At 60.5% G+C, this 25,254-nt stretch carries 16 protein-coding genes; 9 read left to right on the top strand and 7 right to left on the bottom strand.

The window, feature by feature from the left end:
* The first annotated feature begins 24 nt into the window (after positions 1 to 24).
* Positions 25 to 996 carry a DMT family transporter gene (locus tag D8U18_RS09920; RefSeq protein WP_131107533.1) on the top strand — a complete coding sequence of 324 codons (972 nt, stop codon included), beginning with the start codon at positions 25 to 27 and terminating at the stop codon, positions 994 to 996.
* Positions 997 to 1,111: 115 nt separating this feature from the next.
* On the opposite strand, the gene D8U18_RS09915 is transcribed toward D8U18_RS09920, so the two are convergent.
* Positions 1,112 to 2,212, bottom strand: coding sequence for a polyamine ABC transporter substrate-binding protein (locus D8U18_RS09915; RefSeq protein WP_056853397.1), 1,101 nt, complete (start codon positions 2,210 to 2,212; stop codon positions 1,112 to 1,114).
* 356 nt (positions 2,213 to 2,568) lie between these two features.
* Between D8U18_RS09915 and D8U18_RS09910 the strand changes: the two genes are divergently transcribed.
* Positions 2,569 to 4,281 carry an amidase gene (locus D8U18_RS09910; RefSeq protein WP_131107532.1) on the top strand — a complete coding sequence of 571 codons (1,713 nt, stop codon included), beginning with the start codon at positions 2,569 to 2,571 and terminating at the stop codon, positions 4,279 to 4,281.
* A 375-nt stretch (positions 4,282 to 4,656) separates the two neighbouring features.
* On the opposite strand, the gene D8U18_RS09905 is transcribed toward D8U18_RS09910, so the two are convergent.
* Positions 4,657 to 5,574, bottom strand: a complete 918-nt coding sequence (locus D8U18_RS09905; RefSeq protein ID WP_130930614.1) for a MerR family transcriptional regulator — start codon at positions 5,572 to 5,574, stop codon at positions 4,657 to 4,659.
* Positions 5,575 to 5,735: 161 nt separating this feature from the next.
* Here D8U18_RS09905 and D8U18_RS09900 point away from each other — a divergent pair, with 161 nt between their 5' ends.
* The 7 genes from D8U18_RS09900 to D8U18_RS09870 all read left to right on the top strand — a co-directional run bounded on the left by D8U18_RS09900 (position 5,736) and on the right by D8U18_RS09870 (position 11,260).
* A complete protein-coding gene (locus tag D8U18_RS09900; protein ID WP_130904704.1) occupies positions 5,736 to 6,191 on the top strand; it encodes a PAS domain-containing protein in 456 nt (151 codons plus the stop codon).
* Between the two features lie 115 nt (positions 6,192 to 6,306).
* Entirely contained in the window at positions 6,307 to 6,729 is a 423-nt protein-coding gene (locus D8U18_RS09895; protein WP_130904703.1) for a nuclear transport factor 2 family protein, read from the top strand.
* Entirely contained in the window at positions 6,726 to 7,475 is a 750-nt protein-coding gene (locus D8U18_RS09890; RefSeq protein ID WP_056853392.1) for an SDR family NAD(P)-dependent oxidoreductase, read from the top strand. The genes D8U18_RS09895 and D8U18_RS09890 overlap by 4 nt, the downstream gene beginning before the upstream one ends.
* A gap of 6 nt (positions 7,476 to 7,481) precedes the next feature.
* Positions 7,482 to 8,729, top strand: coding sequence for an FAD-dependent oxidoreductase (locus D8U18_RS09885; RefSeq protein WP_131107531.1), 1,248 nt, complete (start codon positions 7,482 to 7,484; stop codon positions 8,727 to 8,729).
* Positions 8,726 to 9,541: a DUF1365 domain-containing protein gene (locus tag D8U18_RS09880; protein WP_131107530.1), complete on the top strand. Its 816-nt coding sequence runs from the start codon at positions 8,726 to 8,728 to the stop codon at positions 9,539 to 9,541. Before D8U18_RS09885 ends, D8U18_RS09880 begins: the two co-directional genes overlap by 4 nt.
* Positions 9,513 to 10,772 carry a cyclopropane-fatty-acyl-phospholipid synthase family protein gene (locus tag D8U18_RS09875; protein ID WP_056853389.1) on the top strand — a complete coding sequence of 420 codons (1,260 nt, stop codon included), beginning with the start codon at positions 9,513 to 9,515 and terminating at the stop codon, positions 10,770 to 10,772. The genes D8U18_RS09880 and D8U18_RS09875 overlap by 29 nt, the downstream gene beginning before the upstream one ends.
* The gene (locus D8U18_RS09870) at positions 10,772 to 11,260 is read left to right on the top strand and encodes a DUF2878 domain-containing protein (protein WP_131107529.1); all 489 of its coding nucleotides are present in this window, start codon (positions 10,772 to 10,774) and stop codon (positions 11,258 to 11,260) included. The genes D8U18_RS09875 and D8U18_RS09870 overlap by 1 nt, the downstream gene beginning before the upstream one ends.
* A gap of 47 nt (positions 11,261 to 11,307) precedes the next feature.
* Here D8U18_RS09870 and D8U18_RS09865 read toward each other — a convergent pair whose 3' ends face one another.
* The 5 genes from D8U18_RS09865 to D8U18_RS09845 all read right to left on the bottom strand — a co-directional run bounded on the left by D8U18_RS09865 (position 11,308) and on the right by D8U18_RS09845 (position 24,939).
* Positions 11,308 to 11,844, bottom strand: coding sequence for a DUF3833 domain-containing protein (locus D8U18_RS09865; RefSeq protein ID WP_131107528.1), 537 nt, complete (start codon positions 11,842 to 11,844; stop codon positions 11,308 to 11,310).
* 10 nt (positions 11,845 to 11,854) lie between these two features.
* On the bottom strand, positions 11,855 to 12,412 hold the full coding sequence (locus D8U18_RS09860; protein WP_082557540.1) for a chalcone isomerase family protein: 558 nt from the start codon (positions 12,410 to 12,412) through the stop codon (positions 11,855 to 11,857).
* Between the two features lie 154 nt (positions 12,413 to 12,566).
* On the bottom strand, positions 12,567 to 12,824 hold the full coding sequence (locus tag D8U18_RS09855) for an Atu4866 domain-containing protein (protein WP_056853386.1): 258 nt from the start codon (positions 12,822 to 12,824) through the stop codon (positions 12,567 to 12,569).
* A gap of 25 nt (positions 12,825 to 12,849) precedes the next feature.
* Complete coding sequence (locus D8U18_RS09850; protein WP_056853385.1) at positions 12,850 to 13,587, bottom strand: SDR family oxidoreductase; 738 nt, start codon at positions 13,585 to 13,587, stop codon at positions 12,850 to 12,852.
* Between the two features lie 237 nt (positions 13,588 to 13,824).
* Entirely contained in the window at positions 13,825 to 24,939 is an 11,115-nt protein-coding gene (locus tag D8U18_RS09845) for a peroxidase family protein (protein WP_131107527.1), read from the bottom strand.
* Positions 24,940 to 25,254 lie beyond the last annotated feature (315 nt).

The raw sequence follows: 25,254 nt of genomic DNA, 5'->3' as shown, positions 1-25,254 counted from the left end.
GCGCACTCAATTCGAGACACTGCCATGACCCAACCAACCTTCCGCCAAGAAGCGCCTGCGCCCTTCCCTCGCCATCTCGCCGTGCTGATTTTACTGTGCATGGGCTGTGCATTTGCGGGCAACCATGTGGCGGCGCGGGTTGCCTTCGATGACGGCGCGGGTGTGTTGTTGGCGATTCTGATGCGCTCGGGCGGGACGTTGTTGGTATTGGCCGCTTTGGTCATTTGGCAACGCCAGACGCTGCGCCTGCCGGCGGGTGCCTGGCGTTGGCAATTGCTGTTGGGCTTGCTGATCGCTACCCAAAGCCTGTGCCTGTATTCCGCGGTCGCACGGGTGCCGGTGGCGTTGGCACTGTTGGTGGCCAATGTCTTTCCCATTCTGCTGGCGCTGCTCACCTGGGCGTTGGGAGGTCCGCGTCCGACCGCACGCACCGCCGCGCTGATGGGCCTGATTTTGCTGGGCCTGGTATTTGTGCTGGATGTCCCCGGTCGCTTCGCGGACAACGCCAGTGTCGGCCCGCAATGGTGGCTGGGCGTGACCCTGGCCTTTTGCGCGGCCAGCGTGTTTGCCTGTGCGTTGTGGATCACCGACCACAAGTTGGCCGAGGTTCGTGGATCGGTGCGCAGCCTGCTGACAATTTTCATCGTGTTCAGCAGTATCAATCTGGCCGGTATGAGCGGCGCCCTGCCTGGTGGCTTGAACCTTCCGGCCACCAGCACCGGGTGGCTGGCGCTGGCGACACTGGTTGTACTGTACGGCACCGGGTTTATCGTGCTGTTCATTTGCGTGCCGCGCCTGGACATGCCGCGCAACGCTCCGGTGATGAACATCGAGCCGTTGGCCACGCTGTTGATGGGCTGGGTGGTGTTGGACCAGATGCTCAGTGCCGGGCAAGTGGTGGGTGGTGTGATCGTTGTCACCGGGATTGTGTTGCTGACTTATCGCAAGGGCCAGCGCGCGTCGCAGCCTGAACAGCCTGTCGCGCAGCGCGGCTGAAGTCACAGCCTATGGGAGCGAGCTGTCATTCAACGTTATCGTTGACTGGCAGGTCTCATCATCGGGTCGCCGCCCGGAGCAGGCTCGCTCCCACAGGGATAGGTGTGGTCCGGGCTTATTTATCCGACTTGATCGCCGTCCACACTCGCGTCCGTACCCGTTCGAGTTTCTGCGGCAGCGGCTGCACGACGTACAGGGTTTTCAGTGCCTCGCTGGTCGGTGTCAGGTTCGGATTGCCGGTGATTTCCTTATTGATCAGCGCCAGCGAATCCTTGTTGGCATTCGGGTAACCGAGGAAGTCGCTGATCGGCGCGATGACGTTCGGGTCCAGCAGCGTGTTGAGGAACTCGTGGGCCTCTTCGACGTTTTTCGCGCTTTTTGGAATGGCAAACGTGTCGAACCAGATCGGCGCCCCCTCCTTCGGCAAACGCCAGTCGACCACCACACCGTTGCCGGCTTCTTTGGCACGATTGCCAAACTGGTAGAAGCTGCCGGAGTAACCAATGGCCACGCAGATATCACCGTTGGCGATGTCGGTCATGTATTTGGCCGAGTTGAAGTAGGTAACGTAAGGCCGAATCTTCAGCATCAAGGCCTTGGCCTTTTCGTAGTCATCCGGGTTCTGGCTGTTCGGGTCCAGTCCCAGGTAATGCAGGGCCAGCGGCAGGATCTCCGAAGGCGAGTCGAGCATGGCGACGCCGCAGGACTTCAACTTCTCCATGTTCTCGGGTTTGAACACCAGGTCCCAGCTGTCTACCGGGGCATTTTCGCCCAGCGCGGCCTTGACCTTGGCCGGGTTGAATCCGATCAACACGGTGCCGTACATGTAAGGCACGCCGTATTGATTGCCGGGATCGTTCTTGTCGAGCAGTTTGAGCAGTGCCGGATCCTGGTGCTTCCAGTTTGGCAGTTTGGACTTGTCGAGCTTCTGGAATACGCCGGCCTTGATCTGGGTTTCGATGAACTGGTTCGACGGCACCACCAGGTCGTATCCAGAGTTACCGGTCAACAGCTTGGCTTCCAGCGACTCGTTGGTGTCGAAGGTGTCCCAGGTCACTTTGATCCCGGTTTTGGCGGCAAAGTCCTTGGGCACGGACGGCAGGATATAGTCCGCCCAGTTGTACACCCGCAGTTCGCGCTGCTCGGCTTGCACCGCGCTGGCAAGCAACGTCAGCCCACAAACAGTGGCGCCCAGAATGCGTTTCATAATGTCCATGGATCAGTTCCCCAATGTCAGCTCGTTTGGTTTTTATAATCGGTAACGGCAGTGGCCTTGAACGTGGCCTGGAGCAAAGGAAGCAAAAGACTATGGTTATGGAAGCTGTGTACACGGCTGCTTCGGCCGCCTGCCACCGATTCTTGCTGACAGCCTGGACCGTTCACAGCGTGCGATCGGCCAAAAGGGGATCGAAATGGCCATTATCCGTGTCCGTATGGAGGGGCAATGGCGGCGCCCTGCCCCGGCTTAGTGCAAAATACGCGGCTTAAGGTTGAAAACCGGATTGCGTCGCGCAACGCTGCGCAAGCAGATCCGTCAAGAAATTCATATTTGAGAGAGCCGGTGGTAACCGCATGATTGAAGTCACCGAAGTTTCCATTGCCCAATTGCGCGCTGCGCTCGAATCCGGCCAGACCACGTCGGTCGAACTGGTCCAGGCCTACCTCGCCCGGATCGATGCGTATGACGGCGCCGACACCGACACCGCGCTCAATGCCGTGGTGGTGCGCAACCCGGACGCGCTCAAGGAAGCGCAAGCTGCCGATGCCCGTCGGGCCAGGGGCGAGACGCTGGGGCCACTCGATGGCATTCCTTATACGGCGAAGGACAGTTACCTGGTCAAGGGCCTGACGGCCGCTTCGGGCAGCCCAGCGTTCAAGGATCTGATTGCCTATCGCGATGCGTTCACCGTCGAACGACTGCGCGCCGCCGGTGCGATTTGCCTGGGTAAGACCAATATGCCGCCCATGGCCAACGGCGGAATGCAGCGCGGGGTCTATGGCCGTGCGGAGAGCCCGTACAACGCCGATTTCCTCACCGCCCCGTTCGCCTCCGGTTCGTCGAACGGTGCCGGCACAGCCACGGCCGCCAGTTTCGCGGCGTTCGGTTTGGCCGAGGAAACATGGTCAAGCGGCCGTGGCCCGGCTTCGAACAACGGCTTGTGCGCTTATACGCCTTCGCGCGGTGTGATCTCGGTGCGCGGCAACTGGCCACTGACACCGACCATGGACGTTGTCGTACCGTTTGCCAGGACCATGGCCGACCTGCTGGAAGTGCTCGACGTGGTCGTGGCGGACGACCCTGACACCCGTGGCGACCTGTGGCGCATGCAACCCTGGGTGCCGATTCCGAGCGTCGCTTCGGTACGTCCTGCCTCCTATCTTGAACTTGCCGCGCAACCCGATGCGCTCGCCGGCAAGCGCCTCGGCGTGCCGCGCATGTACATCAATGCCGATCCGGAAGCAGGCACCAGCGAAGCACCCGGGATCGGTGGCCCGACCGGCCAACGTATCAATACCCGCGAGTCGGTGATCGGTCTTTGGCAACAGGCGCGCAAGGCTCTTGAAGCCGCTGGCGCCGAGGTCATCGAAGTCGATTTTCCGCTGGTGTCCAATTGCGAAGGTGACCGTCCCGGTGCGCCGACGGTGTTCAATCGCGGCATCGTCTCCAAGGAGTTCCTGCACCATGAATTGTGGGATCTCACTGCGTGGGCTTTCGATGATTTCCTGCAAGCCAATGGCGATCCGAAGCTGAATCGACTGGTCGATGTCGATGGACCGAAGATTTTCCCCCATGACCCGGGAACATTGCCCAACCGTGAGGGCGACCTCGCTGCCGGCATGGACGAATACGTGAAGATGGCCGAGCGTGGTATCACCCCGTGGGACCAGATCAGTACCGTCCCCGATGGACTGCGTGGGCTCGAGCAGACGCGCAAACTCGATCTGGAAGACTGGATGGATCGGCTGGGCCTGGACGCAGTGCTGTTCCCCACCGTCGCGGATGTTGGCCCGGCGGACGCCGATGTCAACCCGGCCTCTGCCGACATCTCCTGGAGTAACGGCGTATGGGTGGCCAATGGCAACCTGGCCATCCGGCATCTGGGTGTGCCGACAGTCACCGTGCCGATGGGCATCATGGCGGATATCGGCATGCCAGTAGGCCTGACGTTTGCCGGTCGAGCCTATGACGATTCGGCACTGTTGCGTTTTGCCTCGGCGTTCGAAGCCAGCGGGTCGAAACGAATGATCCCGCCTCGTACCCCGCCGCTGTCATCAGCAGAATAGAGTGCAGTTTTTCGGTGGGCACCGCGTGAGTGACCACCGAAAATCCTCATCTATTTGTGTGGAGCTGCTCACAAAGTCGATTGGAAACGGACAAAAAACCTCTACAATACAGAAAAATCTGTACAGTATTTGTAGAGGTTTCATGACCATGTCACCCTCTGAAAAACTCCTCGCCTGGCATGGAAACTGGATTCTTTCGCAAACAAAGGTCGTCTGCAGGAACTGCAAGGCAGAGCAATCCGAGTCAGACAGAACACTGGAGTTTCCTCACATTTCCCAGTGTCCCAGGAAGGGTTCTCTATCCAACCCGTGGCAGGAGCTGGACGGAATCAGTAATGCCGTTTCAGATAAGCCTGCTTAGCTGAAACGCCAAATTCAAATTTGCAGCGTTCCCCTTACCAAGGCTTCCAGCCTGGGCAAAATACTCGCTTCGTCGTTGCCCAATATGGCAATTGAAGAACCACGCAGCCCTGACGACGAAGCGGCAGCTGCGTCGCCAACCAGGGCCAATGGGCACGTAACGCCCATTTGAAGGGCACGCAGTCGCTTGTGTGCATCGGCCTGCAGTGGCGTCTGGACCAACAGCACCAGCGCGGCGGGCTGAATCGCTGTACACAGCAATGGCAGTTCTTCCAGGGGCTGGCCCGGGCTCAGCACTTCAATGCGCAGCTGGTCATTGCTCATCAACAAACCGGCGCACAACAGCTCCAGTTCGTGTGCATGGCCAGAGCCGTCGGCCAGCAGCACGCAAGCACCGTTGCCCGGGTTCATCTGCAGTCGCAATAACAACCGCGCACGAAAGAAAGCGTCCAGGAACAGCCACTGACTGCGTCGACCGAAAGCATCGCCAACTGCCAGGCTGCGCCAGACCGGCAGCAGAACAGCCGCCAGTACCGTAGCCTTCGGGTAGATCGTGAACAGTTGCCCGTGAAGGCGCTCCAGCTCGGCGCCATCAAAAGCCTGCGTGGCACGATGAATTGCCTGTTGCCATTGGAGCAGAGGGGCTTCGGCCGCGTCTGTGACAGCGAGCTCCGGCGTGTTCTGCTGCCGGTTGAGCAAAGCGCCAATCTTGCTGATTGGCAGACCTCGGCTGGTCCAGAGCATGATGCTGCGTATATGTTCGATGTCTTGCTGCGAATACAGGCGATGCCCACCTACCGTGCGAACAGGTCGGATCAATCCGTGGCGACGCTCCCATGCCCGCAGGGTGATCGGGTTGACGCCAGTCAGGCTGGCGACTTCGCGCATGGGGAGCAAGGCGTCGTCGGAGGCGGATTCGAGGGGCTCGGTCATTGAAAGTCGTTACATCCTGAGTGTGTCGCCATTCTAAACCAGGCATGGCGCTATTTAACCAGCCAATCGCGGTCCGGGTTCCTGCGCCTTGCCATCTAGGCATGGCTGTCGCTGACGACTACGCTGTGAGGCAAATCCTCGAACTACAGCGAGCCCGGACCATGATTGACGCCAAACTCCTGCAACTTATGGTCGAAGCCTCCAATGACGGCATCGTCGTGGCCGAGCAGGAAGGCAGTGACAGCATTCTCATCTATGCCAACCCTGCCTTCGAGCGCCTGACCGGCTACAGTGCCGACGAAATACTCTATCAGGATTGCCGGTTCCTGCAGGGAGCCGATCATGACCAGGCCAGCCTCAACGCAATCCGCGACGCCATCCGCCTCGGTCAGCCCTGCCGTCAGGTGCTGCGCAACTATCGTAAGGATGGCAGCCTGTTCTGGAACGAGTTGTCTATCACTCCCGTGTACAACGATGCCGATCAGTTGACCTACTACATTGGCATACAGCACGACGTCAGCGAAAAGATTGCCGCTCTGGAAAGAGTCCAGTCGCTTGAGACCGAAGTGGCTGATCTTCGCCGTCAACTGGCAAGGCTTGGCGGTCAAGACGAGTAACGCAACGACCGATACAAAAAGTGTACAAGAATATTGACTTGTACAATTTTCCCCGTAGGCTTCAGGTAAACCTGTACAGTTTTCTCAACTTGTACAATTTTGCCTGGAGCCGGCCATGTCTGCATATCTCCGCCATTTCGCTGACACGTTCACAACGCTGAACGCCGATTGCCTGGATAAACTGGGCGAGCTGTACAGCAACGACGTTCAATTTCGTGATCCGTTGCACCAACTCAATGGCCTGCCGGCACTGCGTAGCTATTTTGAAAACCTGTACAGCAACGTCGAGGATATCCGCTACGAACTCCTGGACGTGGATGAAACCGCCCCCGGTCAAGGTTATCTGCGCTGGAACCTGCACTTCCGTCATCCGCGCCTGTCCCGTGGCCAGCCGATCAGTCTGCAAGGCTGCAGCCACCTGCGCTGGGCAACGCATGTCTACCTGCACCACGACTATTTCGATGCCGGTGCCCTGATCTACGAGCACGTTCCCGTACTTGGCGCAGTGATCGGCTGGATCAAAGGGAGGCTTGCATGAGTCGCTGCTGGCTGACAGGGGCCAGCAGCGGCCTTGGTGCCGCCCTGGCTGAACGGCTTCTGGAGCAAGGCCATTCGGTGGCCTTGGGTGGGCGGCGGGCGGAAGCACTGATGCCGCTCGTGCTGCGCTACCCAGGGGCCTTGCTCGCTACCGGCGATGTGGCTGACCCGCGTCAAGTTTCGGCCATTTGCGACAACATCGAGCAGGCGTGGGGCGCACTGGACCTGGTGATTCTGAACGCCGGCACCTGCGAATACCTGGTGCCGGGCAAGTTCGAGGCCGAGACAGTCGAGCGCGTGATGCGTACCAACCTGTTGGCGGTCAGCTACTGTTTGCAGGCGGCACTGCCACTGCTGCGCCGCGGGCACCGACCCCATCTGGTAGTGATCGGCAGCTCAGTGACCTGGCTGGCGCTGCCGCGGGCCGGAGCCTATGGCGCGTCCAAAGCGGCCCTGCGTTATCTCGTTGAATCCCTGCGCCTGGATCTACACGCCGAAGGCATTGATGTAACGCTGGTCAGCCCGGGGTTCATCGACACCCCCCTGACTCGGCGCAATACCTTTGCCATGCCACAACTCTGGACGGCCGACCGCGCTGCGCGGCATGTCGTCGCGCGCCTGACGCGACGACCGCTGGAGATCAACTTTCCACGCCTCTTCACTCTCGTCCTGCGCTTGCTTGGCGCCCTGCCGGCGCGTTGGCGCCTGGCCCTGGGCCGTCGACTGGCGCGAACCGAACAGGAATAGCGTCATATGCGTATCGCCATTATCGGCAGCGGGATTTCTGGGCTGACCTGTGCCTATCTGTTGTCGCGTAGCAATGAGGTGACCGTGTTCGAAGCGGCTGACTGGGTCGGCGGTCATACCCATACTGTCGACATTGAATGGCAGGGCCAGCGCTATGCCGTGGACACCGGCTTCATCGTTTTCAACGACTGGACCTACCCCAACTTCATTCGCTTGCTCGATCGCCTGGGAGTCGTCTCACGCCCCACCGAGATGAGCTTTTCCGTGAACGATCCGGACAGCGGCCTGGAGTACAACGGCAATAATCTGGACACCCTTTTCGCACAGCGCAGCAATCTGCTGTCGCCGGGCTTCTGGGGGATGCTGCGCGATATCGTGCGCTTCAACCGCCAGGCGGTAACAGACCTTGACGACCACCGCATTGACCAAGGCATAAGCCTTGGCGACTACCTGAGCATGCGAGGCTACGGGCAGCGTTTCATCCATCACTATATCGTCCCCATGGGATCGGCCATCTGGTCGGTATCAAGGGCCGATATGCTGCGTTTCCCGCTGCACTTTTTCGTGCGTTTCTTTCGCAACCACGGCCTGCTCTCGATCAGCCAGCGGCCGCAGTGGCGGGTGATCGAGGGTGGCTCGCGCAGTTATGTGAAGCCGTTGTGCTGGACCTTCAGCGAGCGCATTCGCCTCAATTGCCCGGTGATGGGCGTCCGCCGGGATGATACCGGGGTGGTGATCACCAGCGCCGCGGGCCAGGAACGCTTCGACAAAGTCGTGTTCGCCTGCCATAGCGACCAGGCTCTGGCGCTGCTGGAGAAACCGACGACCACCGAGCATGAGGTGCTCGGAGCCCTGACCTATGCCGCCAATGAAGTATTGCTGCACACCGACACGCGCCTGTTGCCCAGTCGGCGCAAGGCTTGGGCCAGCTGGAACTATCGTCTCGGCGGCCCGGCACACGCGCCGGCCGCCGTGACCTATAACATGAATATTCTGCAAGGCCTCGACGCACCCGTGACCTTCTGCGTAAGCCTCAATCAGGGCGATTGCGTGGACCCGTCGCAGGTTTTGGCACGCTTCGATTACGCACATCCGCAATACAGCCTTGCCGCCATGGCGGCCCAGGCACGTCAGGGTGAACTACAGGGAAACCAGCACAGCTACTTCTGCGGCGCTTACTGGGCCAACGGCTTCCATGAGGATGGCGTGGTCAGCGCTTTGGGCGTCGCCGAACGGTTCGGGGAGCGCCTGTGAACAGCAGCCTTTGCTACGGTTGGGTCAGCCACCGACGCCTGATGCCGCGGTACCACGGATTCCGCTATCGCAGCGCCATGTTTTACCTGGATCTGGACGAACAGCAATTGCTGCTGGGCCTGTCTCCGTTACTCGGTGCTACTCGGCTGGCACCGCTGTGCTGGCGAGAAACCGATTACCTGCCAGCCTGGACTCGTCGCGGCATACCTTTGAAAGACGCGGTGCGCGAAGTGGTGGCCAAGGCCTTGGGCCAGGCGCCGTGCGGCCCCATTCATTTGCTGACCCAGCCGCGCAGTTGGGGGATTTCTTTCAATCCGGTGAGCTTCTACTTTTGCCACGACAGCGATGGCCTCCTGGCAGCGATTGTGCTGGAGGTGCGTAACACACCTTGGCGTGAGCGCTTTCACTATGTGCTGTCGGTGCTGCCCGGTCAGCCGCGACAATTCTCGGTCAGCAAGCAATTCCATGTCTCGCCGTTCTTGCCGATGGACATGCAATACCACATGCGCTTCCACATCGATGGCGCGCACGTGCGCATCCACATGGAAAACCACCGCGAAGAACAGAAAGTCTTCGAGGCCGACCTGGCGCTGCAGCGCAAGCCGCTGGATGCCGCTGCATTGAGACGACACGTACTGGCCTTCCCCTGGATGAGCCTGCGTACCCTCAGTGCCATTTATTGGCAAGCCATGTGCCTGTTGCTCAAGCGCACCCCACTCTTTGCCCACACCACCCGTCAGAGCAGCCAAGACCTTGGCCATGACTTCCACGAGGAGCCCGAGCATGTCCGATCCAACTCTGAGCGTCAGTAAATCCTTTGGCTTGGCGCCGTTGTTCGGCGGCCTGGGCAGAAGCGCCGTGCTCTCCCAACTGCGCAACCTGCGCCAAGGACGTCTGCGCCTGATCTATCAGGGCCGACAGTGGCTGTTTGGCGATGCCGGCAGCACACTGCACGCCGAGGTCGAGATCTTCGACGAAGCAGCTTGGGGCATGGTGGCTGCCAACGGCTCGATCGGTGCCGGTGAAGCTTACATCCACGGCTACTGGCGAACGCCGGACCTGGCGGCGGTCACCCGACTCTTCGTCGCCAACCTGGAAGTGCTCGACGCCCTTGATGGCGGGTTGGCGCGCCTGGGTCGACCGGTCCTGCGCCTGCTGCATTGGTTCAATCGAAACAACAGGCAAGGCGCGCGGCGCAATATTCTCGCTCATTACGATTTGGGCAATGCCCTGTTCGAGCGGCTGCTGGACCCGACCATGATGTACTCGGCAGCAATGTTCGACAGTCTGGAGCAGAGCCTGGAGCAAGGCCAACTGAATAAACTCGAGCGTATCTGCGAGAAACTCGCGCTGAGCCCCGACGATCATCTGCTCGAGATCGGTACCGGATGGGGTAGCCTGGCGATCCATGCCGCGACCCGTCACGGGTGCCGGGTGACGACCACCACATTGTCCGAGGCGCAGTACGCCCATACCGTGCAGCGCGTCCGCGATCTTGGCCTGCAAGAACGCATTACCGTCCTGCGCGAGGATTACCGCGACCTGCGCGGACGCTTTGACAAACTGGTCTCGATCGAGATGATCGAGGCAGTGGGGCACCGCTATCTGCCGGTTTACTTCCGTCGGTGTGCATCGCTGCTCAAAGAAGACGGTTTGATGCTGTTGCAGGCCATCACCATTCGCGACCAGCGTTATGAACAGGCCCAGCGCTCGGTGGATTTCATTCAGCGCCATATCTTTCCCGGCGGTGCCCTGCCCTCCTTGAGCGTCATGCTGCAGACCGCCAGTTGCCATACCACGTTGAACCTGGTGCACATGGAGGACTTCGGACAGGACTATGCGCGGACTCTGCAGCACTGGCGCGACAACTTGCGCCAGTCGCGCACCGCGTTGCTTGAGCTGGGCTATGACGAAACATTTCAACGCCTCTGGGAGTTCTACCTGTGTTATTGCCAGGGCGGTTTCGAGGAGCGCGCAATTGGCGTCGCGCAACTGCTCTGGGCAGCCCCGGCCGCACGTCGAGCTTCGCTGCCGGGTGCCTGATGAGCCGGGCCTGGTTGATCGGCAACGCACTGTGGATGCAAGCCGCGTGGTGGGCTTGCGTGCTGAGCGAGCGGCATCCCTGGCTGCTGCTCCCGGTGGCGGCAGGTTTGTTGGTGCATGTGGCTGCTTGCCCGCGGCCGCGCGAGGAAGCAACCACGCTGGTCTGTGTGGCAATGGCAGGCTGCGCACTGGATGCCGGCCTGGGTGCGCTGGGCGTTTTCGATTTTGCCCAGCGCCCCTTACCTCTATGGCTGGCGGTACTGTGGCTGGTGCTGGCCAGTGGACTTCGCCATAGCCTGACCTGGGCTCGACATCCCATCTGGTACGGCGCGCTACTGGGCATGTGCGGCGGTCCCCCGGCTTACATCGCCGGCGCATCGTTGGCGGGTGTCGGTCTGCCTTGGGGCACTTTGGGCACAGTCCTGCTGCTCGCGCCGCTTTGGGCTGTATGGATGCCGCTTATCCTGCGACTGGCGGCTCGGCGCTGATCTTTCCAATGGGCGAATAGCGCCTGCTCGGCTCGGCCATCGTGGGTTCAGGGAGTTGACGCCGGCTGGCGACGAAAGAACAGGATCACCTGTCCCAACTCGACGCCAAGCTTGCTCATAGTCGTGCGATTGATGATTGTGTCTTCGTCCATCAGGTACATCCAGTCGTCCATATCCACTTCCCAATGCCGGCCGTCAACCGGCAGGTCAAGGCGGTAGCGCCAGTGCAGCGCGTTGCCCGCGATCTCGCCGCTGGCCTCTCCAACGACATCGTCCGCACGGCCACGCCAACGCCCGGAACCGGTCGGTTCCAGCGTCCAGGTACGCCGCTGACGCGTGCCATCGCTGTAGAGAAATCGCTCGTCGAGGATCAATTGTTGTCCTTCGACGCGACTTTCAATCTGGACATGGAAACGTTTGACCACCTCGCCCGAGCGATTCTGGAACAACCCCCAAGCCTGTACCGGCCGGGAGAAAAAGGCCACCAGATCCAGGGCGGGTCGCTCCTTCGCGTAGTGGTCCACGCCAACGTTGTTACAGCTGACCAGCAACAGGCTAACGAGCAGTACCGCTAATCGACGCATCTCAACCTCCTCACTCCGCCGGCCCGGCCATCCCCAGCAGGCGTTGACGCAGTTCTTTGTCCCGAGTACGCGGGTCCAGCCAAATGTCGAAGAAGGCACGGGCGAATGCAGGGTCCTCGACCCGCCGGCGCAGTTGGCCGTCGACGAAGAAAGTGCAGCCTTTACCCGGATGGTAAAGCCCGGTAATGCGCATTCCCGGCCGAACATCGACGAAGGCATCACGCATTTCACTGGACCAGCGTTGGAGTGTGGGCTCATCTGGACGAGCCTTTGCCATGCGACGCATTTCCTTGAGGCTGGCCTCAACCAGTGCGTCCCGGGAAAGGGCACGGTGATAAACCAGTTCGAGTGCAAAAGGCTGGTCCCAGGTCATCGGCATCCCTGGGCTCCACAAACGCGCTGTGTAGAGACTCACGCCGAACCAGGTAAAGTCGCCGCTGCCCAACAGACGCCCGTCTGGCAGTGCGGGACGCCAATCCGCCCAGCAAGGTACCGCCAGCAACAACGCGAACAGCCAGCATCTCGACAGACGATGTCCAAAGCAACGCTTGGAATCAGCCACGTTCATGATCGTCTCGGCCTTTTGTAAATTCTATACAAAAATAGCTTAATGTATAGTTTTTACGCCATCAGGACCGATCTTGTACAACTTTTTTACGCCATGCGCGGTGATTCCTGATGAGCGTCGATGGAGCGACGCTCATCACCGCCAAGGTCAGCTTCTAGTCCTCGCGATACAGAATCATGCCTGCGTGATACAAAATCCCCTCCCGGAACTCGCCATCAGCGGTAAACCCGGTGTCATCGACGTATTCAATGTGGTCACCTTCCAGCCAATATCTTCCCTGGTAGGCGCTCGCTGTCTTGCCTCGCGCCTCATCATATCGGCCGCCTGGCAATAGCTCATGGCGAATATGCCCATCTGCCGTAACCCACATGCCGACGTATTTGTCTTGATCTGCGGACTTTTTGACCGTCATTTTCTTTTCCTCCAGTCTCGCCACATTAATAGGGGCTGGCGGTTGGCCGGACAATCAGCTCACTGACATCAACGTCGGCAGGTTGCTCGATGGCATAGGCAATAGCACGGGCGATGGCCTGGGCAGGCAGTGCGATCTTACGAAACTCACGCATCTCGGCCCGTCCACCTTCGTCTGAGATGCTCTCGGCCAATTCCGATTCGGTGACCCCCGGCGAAATAACGGTGACACGAATGTCTCCACCGACCTCCTGACGCAGTCCTTCTGAAATGGCCCGTACCGCAAATTTCGTCGCGCAGTAAACAGAGGCTGTCGGACTGACTGTGTATGCACCGATAGACGCTATATTGATGAACTGACCGGATTTCTGCTTCTGCATCAGAGGCAGGCCTGCTGCAATACCATGCAGGACGCCGCGAATGTTGACGTCGATCATCTGGTCCCATTCAGCGACCTTCAGCGCTTCAAGCTTCGACAGAGGCATTACACCGGCGTTATTGACGATCACATCGACGCGACCATGGAGGCTGACGGCAAAATCCACAAACGCTTGCACGTCAGACCGGCTGGTGACATCAACCGCCTTGAATTGGGCGCTCCCGCCCGCGGCATTGATCTCACGGCAGAGGCTTTCGAGGCGATCCGTGCGACGTGCACCCAGCACGACGTGTGCCCCCTTGCCAGCTAAAAGACGCGCGGCCGCCTCGCCAATACCGCTGCTGGCGCCAGTGATCACCACTACTTTTTCCGAAATGTTCGACATGATCCCTATCCTTTACTGAGTGCTTGATGACGCGAGAGGTGCCTCGCTACGTGTTCAGATTAGGGATAAAGGTGTGCAGCGAGTTAGTCAGATCCTTCTGACAACTTGCCTGATCCTGCGGGAGTGCGATCAAGCGTGGTTTTCCAGACTGGAAGCGGCAGACGACATCCATCGGCAAAAGAAAGGGAGGGCATCCATTGCCCTCCCCGCCTCGGTTAACGCTGACTGGACTTCACCTCAAGTAGCCAGAATGAAGTCTGAGGCAGTGATGGTTGTCGCATCGGCCACACCGACCAGGCGGATGGTTTCAGCGCCTCCTGCGGAGCTGAGCAGGGTATCCGCACCGACATCGGTGATGATGACAGTGCTGGCAAAGGTCGCAGCCGTGACACCGAATGCGGAAATATCGAGCAGATCCTGGCCCCCCGCCGCGTTGGCATCGAAGCCGATGATCTGGTCGGCCCCGAAGCCCGCCGCGAACAGGAAGACGTCGTTGCCAACGCTGGCGACCATCACATCGTCGCCGGCACCGCCAGTGACCCTATCGTTGCCCACTCCGCCATCGATAAAGTCATTGCCGATACCGCCCAGCAATGTGTCGTTACCGATACCACCATTGAGGGTGTCGCTGCCATCGCCGCCCTGGAGCAGATCGTTGCCGGTACCGCCATCCAGCACGTCATTACCCAGCCCACCCAGCAACGTGTCGTTGCCTGCGTCACCATTCAAGGCATCGTTTCCGTCACCACCGTCGAGGCCATCATCGCCGATACCGCCGTTCAGGGTATCGGTGCCTATGCCACCCAACAGCTGATCGTTGCCGATGTCACCATTGAGCGTGTCGTTACCTGCGTTGCCGGTAAGGATGTCGTTGCCGCTGTTGCCGTTGAGGGTGTCATTACCTGCCCCGCCGACGATGTTATTGTTCAGCCCGTTACCGTTACCGACGAAGTTGTTGACTCCGGTGTAAGCCAGGTTCTCGACATTATTACCAAGCACGTAGCTGGCCAGCGTCGTCTGCACGCTATCCGTACCGCCACCCGCCACCTCGAACACCCCATCAGCGACCACATCGACGATGTAGGTGTCGTTGCCAGCGCCCCCTGCCATCTGGTCAGCACCCGCACCGCCATCAAGGATGTCGTTACCCACCCCGCCGGTCAGGGTGTTAGCCAGCGCATTGCCCGTACCGGTGAAGTTACCTGTCCCCGTATAGGTCAGGTTCTCGACGTTGGCCCCGAGCAGGTAGCTGGCCAGGCTGGTTTGCACCAGATCGGTACCACCGCCCAGCGCTTCGGTGACGCTGTCACCGACATTGTCCACCACGAAGGTGTCGTTGCCGGCACCGCCGTTCATGGCATCCGCGCCAAGCCCGCCGTTGAGGGTGTCGTTGCCGTCCCCGCCACTGAGGACGTCATTACCAACCCCGCCAGTGATGATGTTGGCCAGCGCATTACCGGTACCGGTAAAGCTGCCCGCACCGGTATAGGCCAGATTCTCGAGGTTGGCACCCAGCACGTAGCTGGCCAGGCTGGTTTGCACCAGATCGGTACCGCCCAAGGCAATCTCAGTGACAACGTCGCCGACATTGTCCACCACGAAGGTGTCGTTGCCGAGACCGCCATTCATGGCATCCGCGCCGAGGCCACCGTTGAGAAGGTCGTCGCCGATATCGCCGTTGAGGATATCGTTGTCGTCTCCGCCGTTGAGGATGTCATTGCCGAGGCCACCTAGCAGTTGGTCATTACCGGCCAGGCCATTGAGCGTATCGTTGCCGCTCAGGCCATTAAGCACATCGGCACCCGCGCCACCGGTGAGAGTGTCAGCGAGAAGTGTACCCACCAACACCACGCCAGCCGGCACCGTAACGGCAGCGGTTGCCGCCGAGGTCAGCGTCTCCAGCGTGCCGAAGGCATCGGTATAGCGCACGATCACCCGCAGTTGCAGATTGCCCTGCGCAGCACCCGGGGTGAAGGTCGCAGCGGTCGCGCCGTTAATGTCGGTGAAGGAAGCGCCAGTACCTTGCTGCCATTGGAAGCTGAAGGTGCCCAGCCCATCCTCATCGGCAATCCCGGCAGTCAGCGCGGTCAACACCTGTCCTTGATCCGGTGTCGTATCGCTGATCAGCAACGCACCGGTGGGTGCATCGTTGACGTTGGCGACCGGGTCCGAAGGGTCGGACGCCACGCTCTCGGATACACCAAAGTCATCCACGTAACTGACCACCACCCGCACCTGGTCGCCGGCCTGGTCCTGGCCAAGCGTGAACGTGCTACTGGTGGCTCCGACGATGTCGACGAAGCTGACCCCGTTGGTCGCCTGCCACTGGTAGGTGAACTGCGGATTGCTGAGGCCATCCAGATCGATGATGCTCGATGGGTCAGCCGTCAACACTTGGTCCTCTACCAAAAGCCCGGTGACCGTCGGCCCCGCGGTGGGTGCGCTGTTCGCCGACGAGTCGACGATTTCCAGCGTGCCCTTGGCATCCTGATACACCGCCCGGACGCGAATGTTCAGACCCGCCACATCGTCCGTCACCCGGTAGGTGGTCCCGGTCGCCCGCGAGGCTTCGCCGGCGGCAACAACGGTGATGTCCTCATAGATCCCCGTGCCTGGAATGTTTTCCACCTGCCAGTAGTAAGCCACCGCTCCGGACAACGTACCGGTCGGATTGGCCCCGCTTACGTTGTCCGCATCGTGTACGGCACGACCACTGACGCGCAGCAACTGGCCGGCCACAGGCGTGTCGTCACGCAGACCGGTAGCATCATCGAGAATCGCCAGATGACCCGATGGCCCCTCGTTCAAGGCAGTACCAACGCCGGATGACTGCGCCAGGTCAGAGAATTGCAGACGCTCGATGCCCGTCAAGCGATCGACACCATCACGCCCCGCCACCAGATCCGTCACGATGACGGTATTGCCCTCGACAGAAACGATGTATTCCGTCGAATTACCGGAGAACACCGCAGTGTCGAAGCTGTCATCGCCCGTCAGAATCTCCCGCTTGATGATCAACTGACCCGGGTTGTACGTACCGTTGAGCATGAACGGAACCAGTGGCTCCATGCTGTCGAAGGTAGCGATTTCCGGTCCGGTACCATCGGCATTTGCCCGGACACTGATGCGTACGTTGAGCCACTTGTCACCGTCGATGATGTCGTCGCCACCGCGACCTTCGATAAGGTCGCTGCCGCTGCCACCGAGGATGATGTTGCCGCCATCGAAGAACGTCGCTCCGGCCGGCAGCACATCCGCCAGGCCGTCGATCAGGTTGATGTTGGTCAGCACACTGCCGGTTGCACCTGCACCCGGTAACGATGCGGCATCTTCATTGTCGCCGCGCAGGAAGTCACCGTGCGATGAACCCGACAGACCTTCCATGATGTCGAAACGCACCAGTGCCGAAGCACCCGAGCCCGGAACCGGCGGCACATCGAAAAAGCGGTCGCTGTAATCGATGCTCACGCCCTGGGCGAGCCCCTTGAAGGTTGCCCAGTCAAAGCCCGAGCCACCGATATAGCGGTCACCAAAGCCGAGACTGCCGACCATGATGTCGTCGCCGCCTTCACCGTTGAACTTGTCGTTCTCGTTGCCACCGATGAAGACATCGTTGCCGATGATCGGGTCGTTGCCCAGCGGATCGAAGTTGTCGCCAGGCGCACCGTCGGAGGTGCCCTTCTCGATCCAGTCGTCGCCTTCGTTACCCATGTCCTGTTCGTTGGCCTTGCTGCCCAGGATAAAGTCATTGCCCTGTCCACCAATGGCCTCGGAGGCGTCCTCACCGGTCACGATGAAGTCATTGCCGAACCCGCCGATGATCAGGTTGATGCCGTTACCACCGTGCAGCACGTCGTTGCCGTCGCCACCCTGGATGTTATCGTCGCCGCCCATATCGCTGATGATGTCGTCACCGGCACCACCGCGCAGCTGGTCGTTGCCGTCACCGCCTTCGATGCGGTCGTTGCCGCCGTCACCCCAGACGGTGTCATCGCCTTCACTCGCGATGAGGATGTCTGCATCGTTGGTACCGCCCAGCACGATGTGTTGGTCACCGGTGTACTTGATGTAGTTGGCATCCGGCCCCGCGGTCAGCGGGTTGTCGCGGAACACCACCTGCTGGCCGTTCTCGTCCAGCGGGTCGGCATTGCCCAGGCCATCGTTGTACTGCTTGGACTGATCCCTCTCCAGATAGAAGCCCGGGTCCGAGAACACCAGGCCCGGCAAGTGCGTGGCCGAAGTGTTGGCCATGATCAGCTTGGCGAACGAGTTGCTTTCCAGCTCGGCATTCATCGACAGGCCAGAGGTGCGCTCCAGGTAGTAGAAGCGGTCGCCGTCCTGCAGTTTCTCCATTTGATTTTCGAACACAAAGTTGAAGGTCGAGCCGAGCATGCCGCCAAACGGCGTTTTCTCTTCGGCCAGGCCACCAATCCATAGATCGATGGCGTCGACCCCTGTGATCGTCACACCCTTCAGATCGTCGGCAGTCCCCAGCACCCCGTCTTTGCCCGCCCGCGTTACGTTGGCCCAGGTACCGGTGCCGTTGAGGAAGTCCAGGCGATCGGATGGCTCGTTGATCCCGCCATCGCCGAACACCAACAACATCGCCGCGGCACGCTTGCCTTCGAGCGTAGTCGCCCCCGTGATCGTGCTGTGCGTACCATAAGCCGCGATGAAGTTGATCAACGACTCCGGATGCTTGAGGTGCTGCACCAGGTCGACCCAGCTGCTGTACGGCTTGAGTTGGGTATCTCCGGTCTGGTTGTAGATGTCGCGGCGAATCGCATTGAGCGAGGGAATCCCCACGTCGCGACCACGGGCGATGTTGATCGCCGGCAGGTCAAGAGGCAGGCCCAGCAGGTTGTTGCGCAGTGCCTCGGTGACGAACTCGTCGATTTCGTTACCGGCTTGCCGAGTTACCCCGCGCACGATCGCACTGGTCGCATCCTCCGGCGTCACGCCACTGGCGGCATAGGCCAACGGGTTGAGGAATGCCGCGATCAAGCCCAGTTGCTGATCGGGATCAGCACTGCTCGGATCGCCAATCACGTCAAAATTGACGTCGTAGCGATCGACAGTCTCGGTCAGCATCGAGTGACCAAACCGGTACACGGTGTGGGCGAACTCGGCGACGATCGAGGCATCGAGGTCGACGTCATAGACCTGGGTCGGTGCGAAGAACAGGTCAACGCGAGGTTGGATGGTCCGCGCAAACTCCTCGAACACCAGGTGCTGATACTGCATCTCGGTGCCGAACTTGGCCGCCTGGAACAGGCGCTCGCCATTCCACACCAACGCATCGATCTCGGCCTGGTTGACCGGCAAGGCAGCAACCGGCGAGAGCAGCCACTCGTTGAGGAAGGCCACGTCATTGGAATCGAGCACGGTGTCCTTGGTCTGCGCAACCAATCGATTGTGCTCGGCGTGGAAGATCGCATGCACCGCGGTCAGACCGATGTTCTCGTTGACCCGGCCATCACCGGCGATGTAGTGAGCGTCAAGCAGTTCGTTGTCGTAGGTCAGGTTGTTGCCGCCCGGGCCAACGGGCTGCGCGTTACCGACATCGACATCGCCATCCGCCTGCAGAACCCCGCCGACGACAACCGGCACAGCGTTATGGGCGATGTCGTTGAGGAAGGCATGGCCCGTGCGTACCGCGTTCACCAGGCTTATCGGGTTGGCCGGATTGCCTTCGACGAGGGTCGTGACGTCATCGGCGTTGCCGGCGATACCGTCCAGCCCGTTGTTGAGCCGAATGACAACTTGCGGAAAGCCGTTCGGCCCCTTGATGAAGTTGCCATAGGCGTCCGTCGCCAGCAGCGGGCTGCTGTCGATATCGGCGTCGGTGAGATCGACACCCAGCACATCACGTGCCTGCGCCTTGACCACTTTCCAGGTCGCCATGCCACCGATTTCGCTGTCGTCTCCAGTACCAAACTTGCCGTCCGGCCCAAGGTCACGGTTGGTGATGAGGTTGCCGGTCGCTTTGGGGCCATCCTCCGTCATCACGTATCCGCGCAGGAATACCTGGTGCGAGGGATGCGAGCTGTAGGTCTGGTTCTGGTCCACGAACGGCGTGGTGGTGTTGGTGTGTTCACGGACATCGTCGGCCGTGCCCAGCACGCCGTCCGCCCCTGGCTGGTTGGTCGCGCGGGTCAACACCATGAAATTGGTGTTGCCGCCCGGTACATACAGCGGATCGTCCGGCTGCAGCGGGATGAACACAGTGCCTGAACCGCCTTTGGTCAACAGGTCCAGGCCATGGTCGAAGAACTGCCCGAAGAAGGTCATCCAGGCGTTGAACGGCGCGGACAATCCCGCATCCGCCGCGGTGTTCTCAAACAGGTACACATCGTGGTCGTCGCCGGTACCGAACTGGCCATCCATGCCAGGGCTGGCGACGATCCGTACCCCCTCCTTGAGCACGTCGTCGTTGCCGCTACCGGTTACGCCAAAGTCGAGATGACCGTTGGCCCCCGGGTCATAAGCCGTGGCATAGGCCGCCGGGTTGTTCGATGTCTGGTCGACGATCAGGTTACTGATGGTGCGCGGCTGCGAGTCAAACACAAAGCCGCTGGTTTGCTGATAAGACGATCCCGGAATGGCCGGCGAGCCGGGGCCAAAGAAACCGGCAGGTACACCTTCTGCCGGATTGAAGACCGGATCGCTCAGGCGCGGGAAGAGGTTATCGGCAGCACCGTACTCGGTATGGTTGTTGCCGTTCAGGTTCAGCAGGTTGTTGTTCGACCCATCGACCGCACGCAGGCCCAACGGCGCGCGGATGTTCGGGATCAGCGAGAGCATGTCCTGGCCGGCCGCGTCAGCCTCGGCAATCTTGATCTGATCGAGGATGAAGTTGAGGTCGGAGCGGACCATGTGAAGGCCCTCGCCACCGGCCGTGGCATCGGCCACTGGTGTAGGCGACGTCGGTACGACCGGCGCGCCGGGAACGACCACGGCCGTCGGCTGCGAGAACACCACTTCAGTAGTGCCATGCCCATCCTGGTAGATTGCCTTGACCCGCAACGATAACCCGGCAAGGTCGGGCGAGACCTTGAACGTGGTGCCGTCGGCACTCTGGAACGCCAGGTCGCCGGCCGGCAACAAGATGATGTCCTCGAAAACGCCGCTGCCTGGATCCGCCTCGAATTGCCAGTAGTAGGACACCGAGGAGTTGTTGAGGCTGCCACCAATATTGTCGGCGTCGCTCACCCCGGCCACGCTGACCGTCAGCACGTCGCCCACCGTGATCGCCCCGCCGTTTGCGTCGGCGATGTTCGGTCTGCCAACCGGTTGCGCATTGAGCCCCGGCAGCAGCACTTGCTGGGTATCGGAGAACTGCAGGCGTTCGATATGCAGGAGGGTATCGGTGCCGTCGCGCCCTGCTACGGTATCGGCCACCGTCCAGACATCGTCCGCTGTATTGAGCGTACCGCGGGTGTCGCGCGTCACCACATACTCGGACTGCTGCCCGGAGAAAATCGCGGTGTCGTAGGCGGCTCCGCCTGTCGAGGTACCGGGCAGGATTTCCCGCACGGCCTTGAGCTGACCCGGGTTATAGGTACCGTCCATCATGAACGGGATCATCTCGACCATGCTGTCGAAGGAGGCGATCTCAGGGCCGCTATGGTTGGTGTCGTCAGGGGCATAAACCGCAATCCTGACGTTAAGCCATTTGTCGCCGTCGAGCAGGTCATCACCACCGCGACCCTCGATCAGGTCGCTGCCATCGCCACCCAGGATGATATTGCCCGTGGCAAAGCCGGTGGTCGGCAAACCGGCGTCGGCCAGGAACTGCTCCAGCCCGCGGATCAACGCCACATTGGTCAGCGCACTGCCCGTCGTACCACCGTGGTCAACGATGGTGACCGCATCAACATTATCGCCCTTGAGCACATCGCCGAATTTCGAACCGGACAAGCCTTCGACCTCGGCAAACCGGTCGAGGATCGAGGCCGGCGATGCGCCGACCGGGTTGAACGGCCCGTTGTTTTGATTTGGCGCGTTACCGTGTGGCTGCGCTAGCGCGGCCATGGTCAGGTCGACGGTCACGCCGATCTTGTCATTCTTATGGGTCACCCAGTCGAAGCCCGACATACCGTCCATATTGTCCTGGGCATCGCTGCCGACGAAGATGTCATCGCCCCCCTCGCCGATCATTTCGTCGAAGCCAGCGCCACCGATAAAGATGTCGTTGCCGATCACATCATCGTTGGCCAACGGCGAGGCGTTATCGCCAGGTGCACCGTCCTGGGTGCCCTTCTCGATCCAGTCGTCACCTTCGTTGCCGGTCGGTGGCAAGTTGGTCTTGGCACCAAGGATGAAGTCGTCGCCCTGGCCGCCGAAGGTGGTGCTGATGTCTTCGGTGGTGACGATGAAGTCCTGGCCATCGCCACCCAGGATCAGGTTGCCCCCGGCCAGCATGCTGCCGGCGATGATCACGTCGTTACCGGCGTTGCCTTCCAGACGGTTGTCACCGAACGAATCGGTGATGATGTCATCACCGGCGCCGCCCAGGACCGCGTCGTTGCCGGCGCCGCCTTCCAGGCGGTCGTTGCCGCCGTCACCGTAAAGCGTGTCATCGCCTTCACTGGAGATGATGATGTCATCGCCGGCGGTGCCCCCCAATACCACATGGTCCGCACCGTTGTACTGCAGGAAATTGCTGTCTGCCCCCTGCGTGTCGGGGTTGTCGCGAACCACCAGCTTGACGATTTCCACGCCGTTGATCATCAGGCCGCCCGTCGGGTCGGCTTGGCCGTCCGCACCCAGGCCAGTGAACTGATTGGCCTGATTCACTTCGAGGGTGAACGTTGGCGTCAGGAACACGGTGTTCGACAGATGGGTAACATCGCTGTTGAGCATGATCAACTTGGCAAAGGAGTTGTTCTCCAATTCGGTGCCGAAGTTCAGGCCTGCAACGCGCGACAGATAGTAGAACCGGTCGCCGTTCTGCAACGCCTCCATCTGGGTTTCAAACACGAAGTTGAAGGTAGAGCCGAGCATGCCGCCAAACGGCATCTTCTGCTCGGCGAGACCACCGACCCAGAAGTCGATGTCGTCGACACCGGTGGTGGTCACACCGTTGACCATGGCGTAGATGCCCGAACTGTTGAGAAAATCCAGGCGATCCGCTTCAGTGGCGGTAAAGGTACGCTCATCGGCAGTACCGGCGTTGATGACCGCGCTGCCGCCAAACACCAGGGCCGCGGCGATCGCACGCATCTCGACCAGCGTATCGACATCGGCCGCCGTCAAGGCCCCGTGGGTGCCGAAGGCTGCGATGAAATTGACCAACGATTCAGGGTGCTTGAGGTTATTGGCCAGATCCGCCCAGCTGATGTACGGCTTGAGCTGGCTGTCGCCCGTCATTTCGTAGAATTCACGCCGCGCCTCGTTCAACGTCGGAATGCCTGTGTCGCGACCGCGCGCCAGGTTCAGGGCCGGCAAATCGAGCGGCAGCCCCAGCAGGTTGTTGCGCAAGGCTTCGGTGACGAATTCGTCGATTTCGTTGCCCAGTTGGCGGGTCACACCGCGAATGATCGCGCCTGCCGCTTCGTCCGCCGTCGCGCCACTGCCCGCGAAGGCGAGCGGGTTGAGGAAGGCCGCGATCAGGCCCATTTGCGAGTCCGGGTTGTCAGGGTCAGTGAGCAGCGGATTGAACTCGGGGTCGAAGCGATCGACCGTCTCGGTCAACATCGAGTGACCAAAGCGGTACACCACGTGGGCGAACTCGGCGAGGATGGCCGGATTGATCGAGGTGTCATAGCCGTTGGGTGCGAGGAATTCATCGATCTGCGGCTGGACGGTCCGCGCAAACTCTTCGAAAACCAGGTGCTGATACTGCATCTCGGTGCCGAACTTGGCGGCCTGGAACAGGCGCTCGCCGTCCCACACCAACGCTGCGATTTCGGCAAGCGAAGCCGGCATTGCGGCGACGTCATCCACCAACCACTCATTGAGGAACGCCAGATCGCCCGCGGCCAATATGGTTTGCTTGGATTGCTCGACCAGGCGGTTGTGTTCCGAGTGGAACACATGGTGTACAGCCGTCAGGCCGATGTTCTCGTTGACCCGGCCGTCGCCGGCAATGTAGTGGGCATCGAGCAATTCGTTGTCATAGGTCAGGTTGTTGCCACCTGGGCCAGCGGGCTGCGCGTTGCCGACATCGGTGTCGCCGTCCGCCTGCAAATTCCCACCGACCACGACCGGCGCGGCATTGTGGGCGATGTCGTCGAGGAAGGCATGCCCGGTGCTCACGGCGCTGGCCAGACTGATCGGCGCATCCCGGTTGCCTTCGACCAGTTGAGTAACGTCATCAGCTGTTCCGGCGATACCGTCGGCACCGTTACTGACGCGCATCACCACCTGCGGCATGCCGCTCGGCCCGCGAATGAAATTGCCATATGCATCGGTCGCCAACAGCGGCACGCTGTGCACATCAGCATCGGTGAGGTTGATCCCGAGAATGTCACGGGCCTGGGCTTTGACCACTGCCCAGGTCGCCATGCCACCACTCGCGCCGTCGCCATCATCGGCCGTGCCGAACTTGCCATCGGCGCCGAGATCGCGGTTGGTAATCAAGCGCCCCGTGGCAACCGGCTCGCCAGCCGCATTGAGCATGTATTCACGCAGAAACACCTGATGCGACGGGTGCGAGCTGTACGTCTGGCTCTGATCAACGAACGGCGAGGTGGTGTTGGGCTGCCCATCATCGGCCGTGCCGACGACACCGTCCACGCCGGCAGTACGCACGGCACGTGACAACACCATGAAGTTGGTTGGGCCGCCCGGTACATACAATGGATCATCGGGCTGCAGCGGGATAAAAACGATGTCGGTACTGCTCTTTGTAACCAGGTCCAGGCCGTGGTCGAAGAACTGGCCGAAAAAGGTCATCCACGAGTTGAAGCCGGCGGTCAGGCCGACGTCCGGCGACTCGTTGGGAATGAAGAACACTTCTTTGTCGTCGTCGGTACCGAACACGCCGTCCAGCCCGGGACTGATCACCGGGTCGGCGCCACCGTTGGCTGCAACGGCGGCCGGGTTGTTGGCGGTCTGGTCGTTGATCAGGTTACTGATAATCCGTGGCTGCGCGTCAACTACCGTCCCGGTCCCGGCATAAGCCGCTCTGTAGGAGGCGTCCAGTAGACGCAGGAAGGAGTTGTCCGCAGCGCCAAATTCGGTTTGCCCGGCGACCAGGTTGTTGTAGCTGCCATCGACGGTACGCAGGCCGAAAGGCACCTGACTGTTGGGTAGCAAATCACTGAGGCTGGTGCCGGCCGCATGCGCTTCCGCGATGAAGATTTGCTTGAGGATGAACTCCAGATCCGACTTGTTGAAATTGGCCATTTCGATTGCCCTCGATCTATATGGGAAAGGCTCGGGACGAAGAAATCCGCCCGCGCCAAGTCACGTGCTGGCTTGCGCAGTTCTTTGTTTCAGTGTTTGGCGAGAGCAGGCATGGAACAGGCAAAGCCGTTCTCTGCGCCGGTGAATGCGCGCCTGGAATTCGCGTTTTCAATTGCTCGCTGAGTAATCAGCCAGAGCGATTCCGAGCCGTTGGTGGCCCATGGAATCTGGAAGTCGAAGCGAACTTCCGGAGTAGCTCCGTGACTGCGAGGTAGAACGAGATGCTCGACATGCTGTGCTCCTTCAAGAAACACC

This window comes from Pseudomonas sp. Sample_10 (assembly GCF_004321495.1).
In the GTDB taxonomy this organism is placed as follows: Bacteria; Pseudomonadota; Gammaproteobacteria; order Pseudomonadales; family Pseudomonadaceae; genus Aquipseudomonas.
This window is presented reverse-complemented; position numbering and strand designations above follow the sequence as displayed.

Bases quoted from the DNA above. Each gene is read 5' to 3' on its own strand.
- D8U18_RS09920 (WP_131107533.1), top strand. From the start codon at position 25: ATGACCCAACCAACCTTCCGCCAAGAAGCGCCTGCGCCCTTCCCTCGC.
- D8U18_RS09915 (WP_056853397.1), bottom strand. From the start codon at position 2,212: ATGGACATTATGAAACGCATTCTGGGCGCCACTGTTTGTGGGCTGACG.
- D8U18_RS09910 (WP_131107532.1), top strand. From the start codon at position 2,569: ATGATTGAAGTCACCGAAGTTTCCATTGCCCAATTGCGCGCTGCGCTC.
- D8U18_RS09905 (WP_130930614.1), bottom strand. From the start codon at position 5,574: ATGACCGAGCCCCTCGAATCCGCCTCCGACGACGCCTTGCTCCCCATG.
- D8U18_RS09900 (WP_130904704.1), top strand. From the start codon at position 5,736: ATGATTGACGCCAAACTCCTGCAACTTATGGTCGAAGCCTCCAATGAC.
- D8U18_RS09895 (WP_130904703.1), top strand. From the start codon at position 6,307: ATGTCTGCATATCTCCGCCATTTCGCTGACACGTTCACAACGCTGAAC.
- D8U18_RS09890 (WP_056853392.1), top strand. From the start codon at position 6,726: ATGAGTCGCTGCTGGCTGACAGGGGCCAGCAGCGGCCTTGGTGCCGCC.
- D8U18_RS09885 (WP_131107531.1), top strand. From the start codon at position 7,482: ATGCGTATCGCCATTATCGGCAGCGGGATTTCTGGGCTGACCTGTGCC.
- D8U18_RS09875 (WP_056853389.1), top strand. From the start codon at position 9,513: ATGTCCGATCCAACTCTGAGCGTCAGTAAATCCTTTGGCTTGGCGCCG.
- D8U18_RS09870 (WP_131107529.1), top strand. From the start codon at position 10,772: ATGAGCCGGGCCTGGTTGATCGGCAACGCACTGTGGATGCAAGCCGCG.
- D8U18_RS09865 (WP_131107528.1), bottom strand. From the start codon at position 11,844: ATGCGTCGATTAGCGGTACTGCTCGTTAGCCTGTTGCTGGTCAGCTGT.
- D8U18_RS09860 (WP_082557540.1), bottom strand. From the start codon at position 12,412: ATGAACGTGGCTGATTCCAAGCGTTGCTTTGGACATCGTCTGTCGAGA.
- D8U18_RS09855 (WP_056853386.1), bottom strand. From the start codon at position 12,824: ATGACGGTCAAAAAGTCCGCAGATCAAGACAAATACGTCGGCATGTGG.
- D8U18_RS09850 (WP_056853385.1), bottom strand. From the start codon at position 13,587: ATGTCGAACATTTCGGAAAAAGTAGTGGTGATCACTGGCGCCAGCAGC.
- D8U18_RS09845 (WP_131107527.1), bottom strand. From the start codon at position 24,939: ATGGCCAATTTCAACAAGTCGGATCTGGAGTTCATCCTCAAGCAAATC.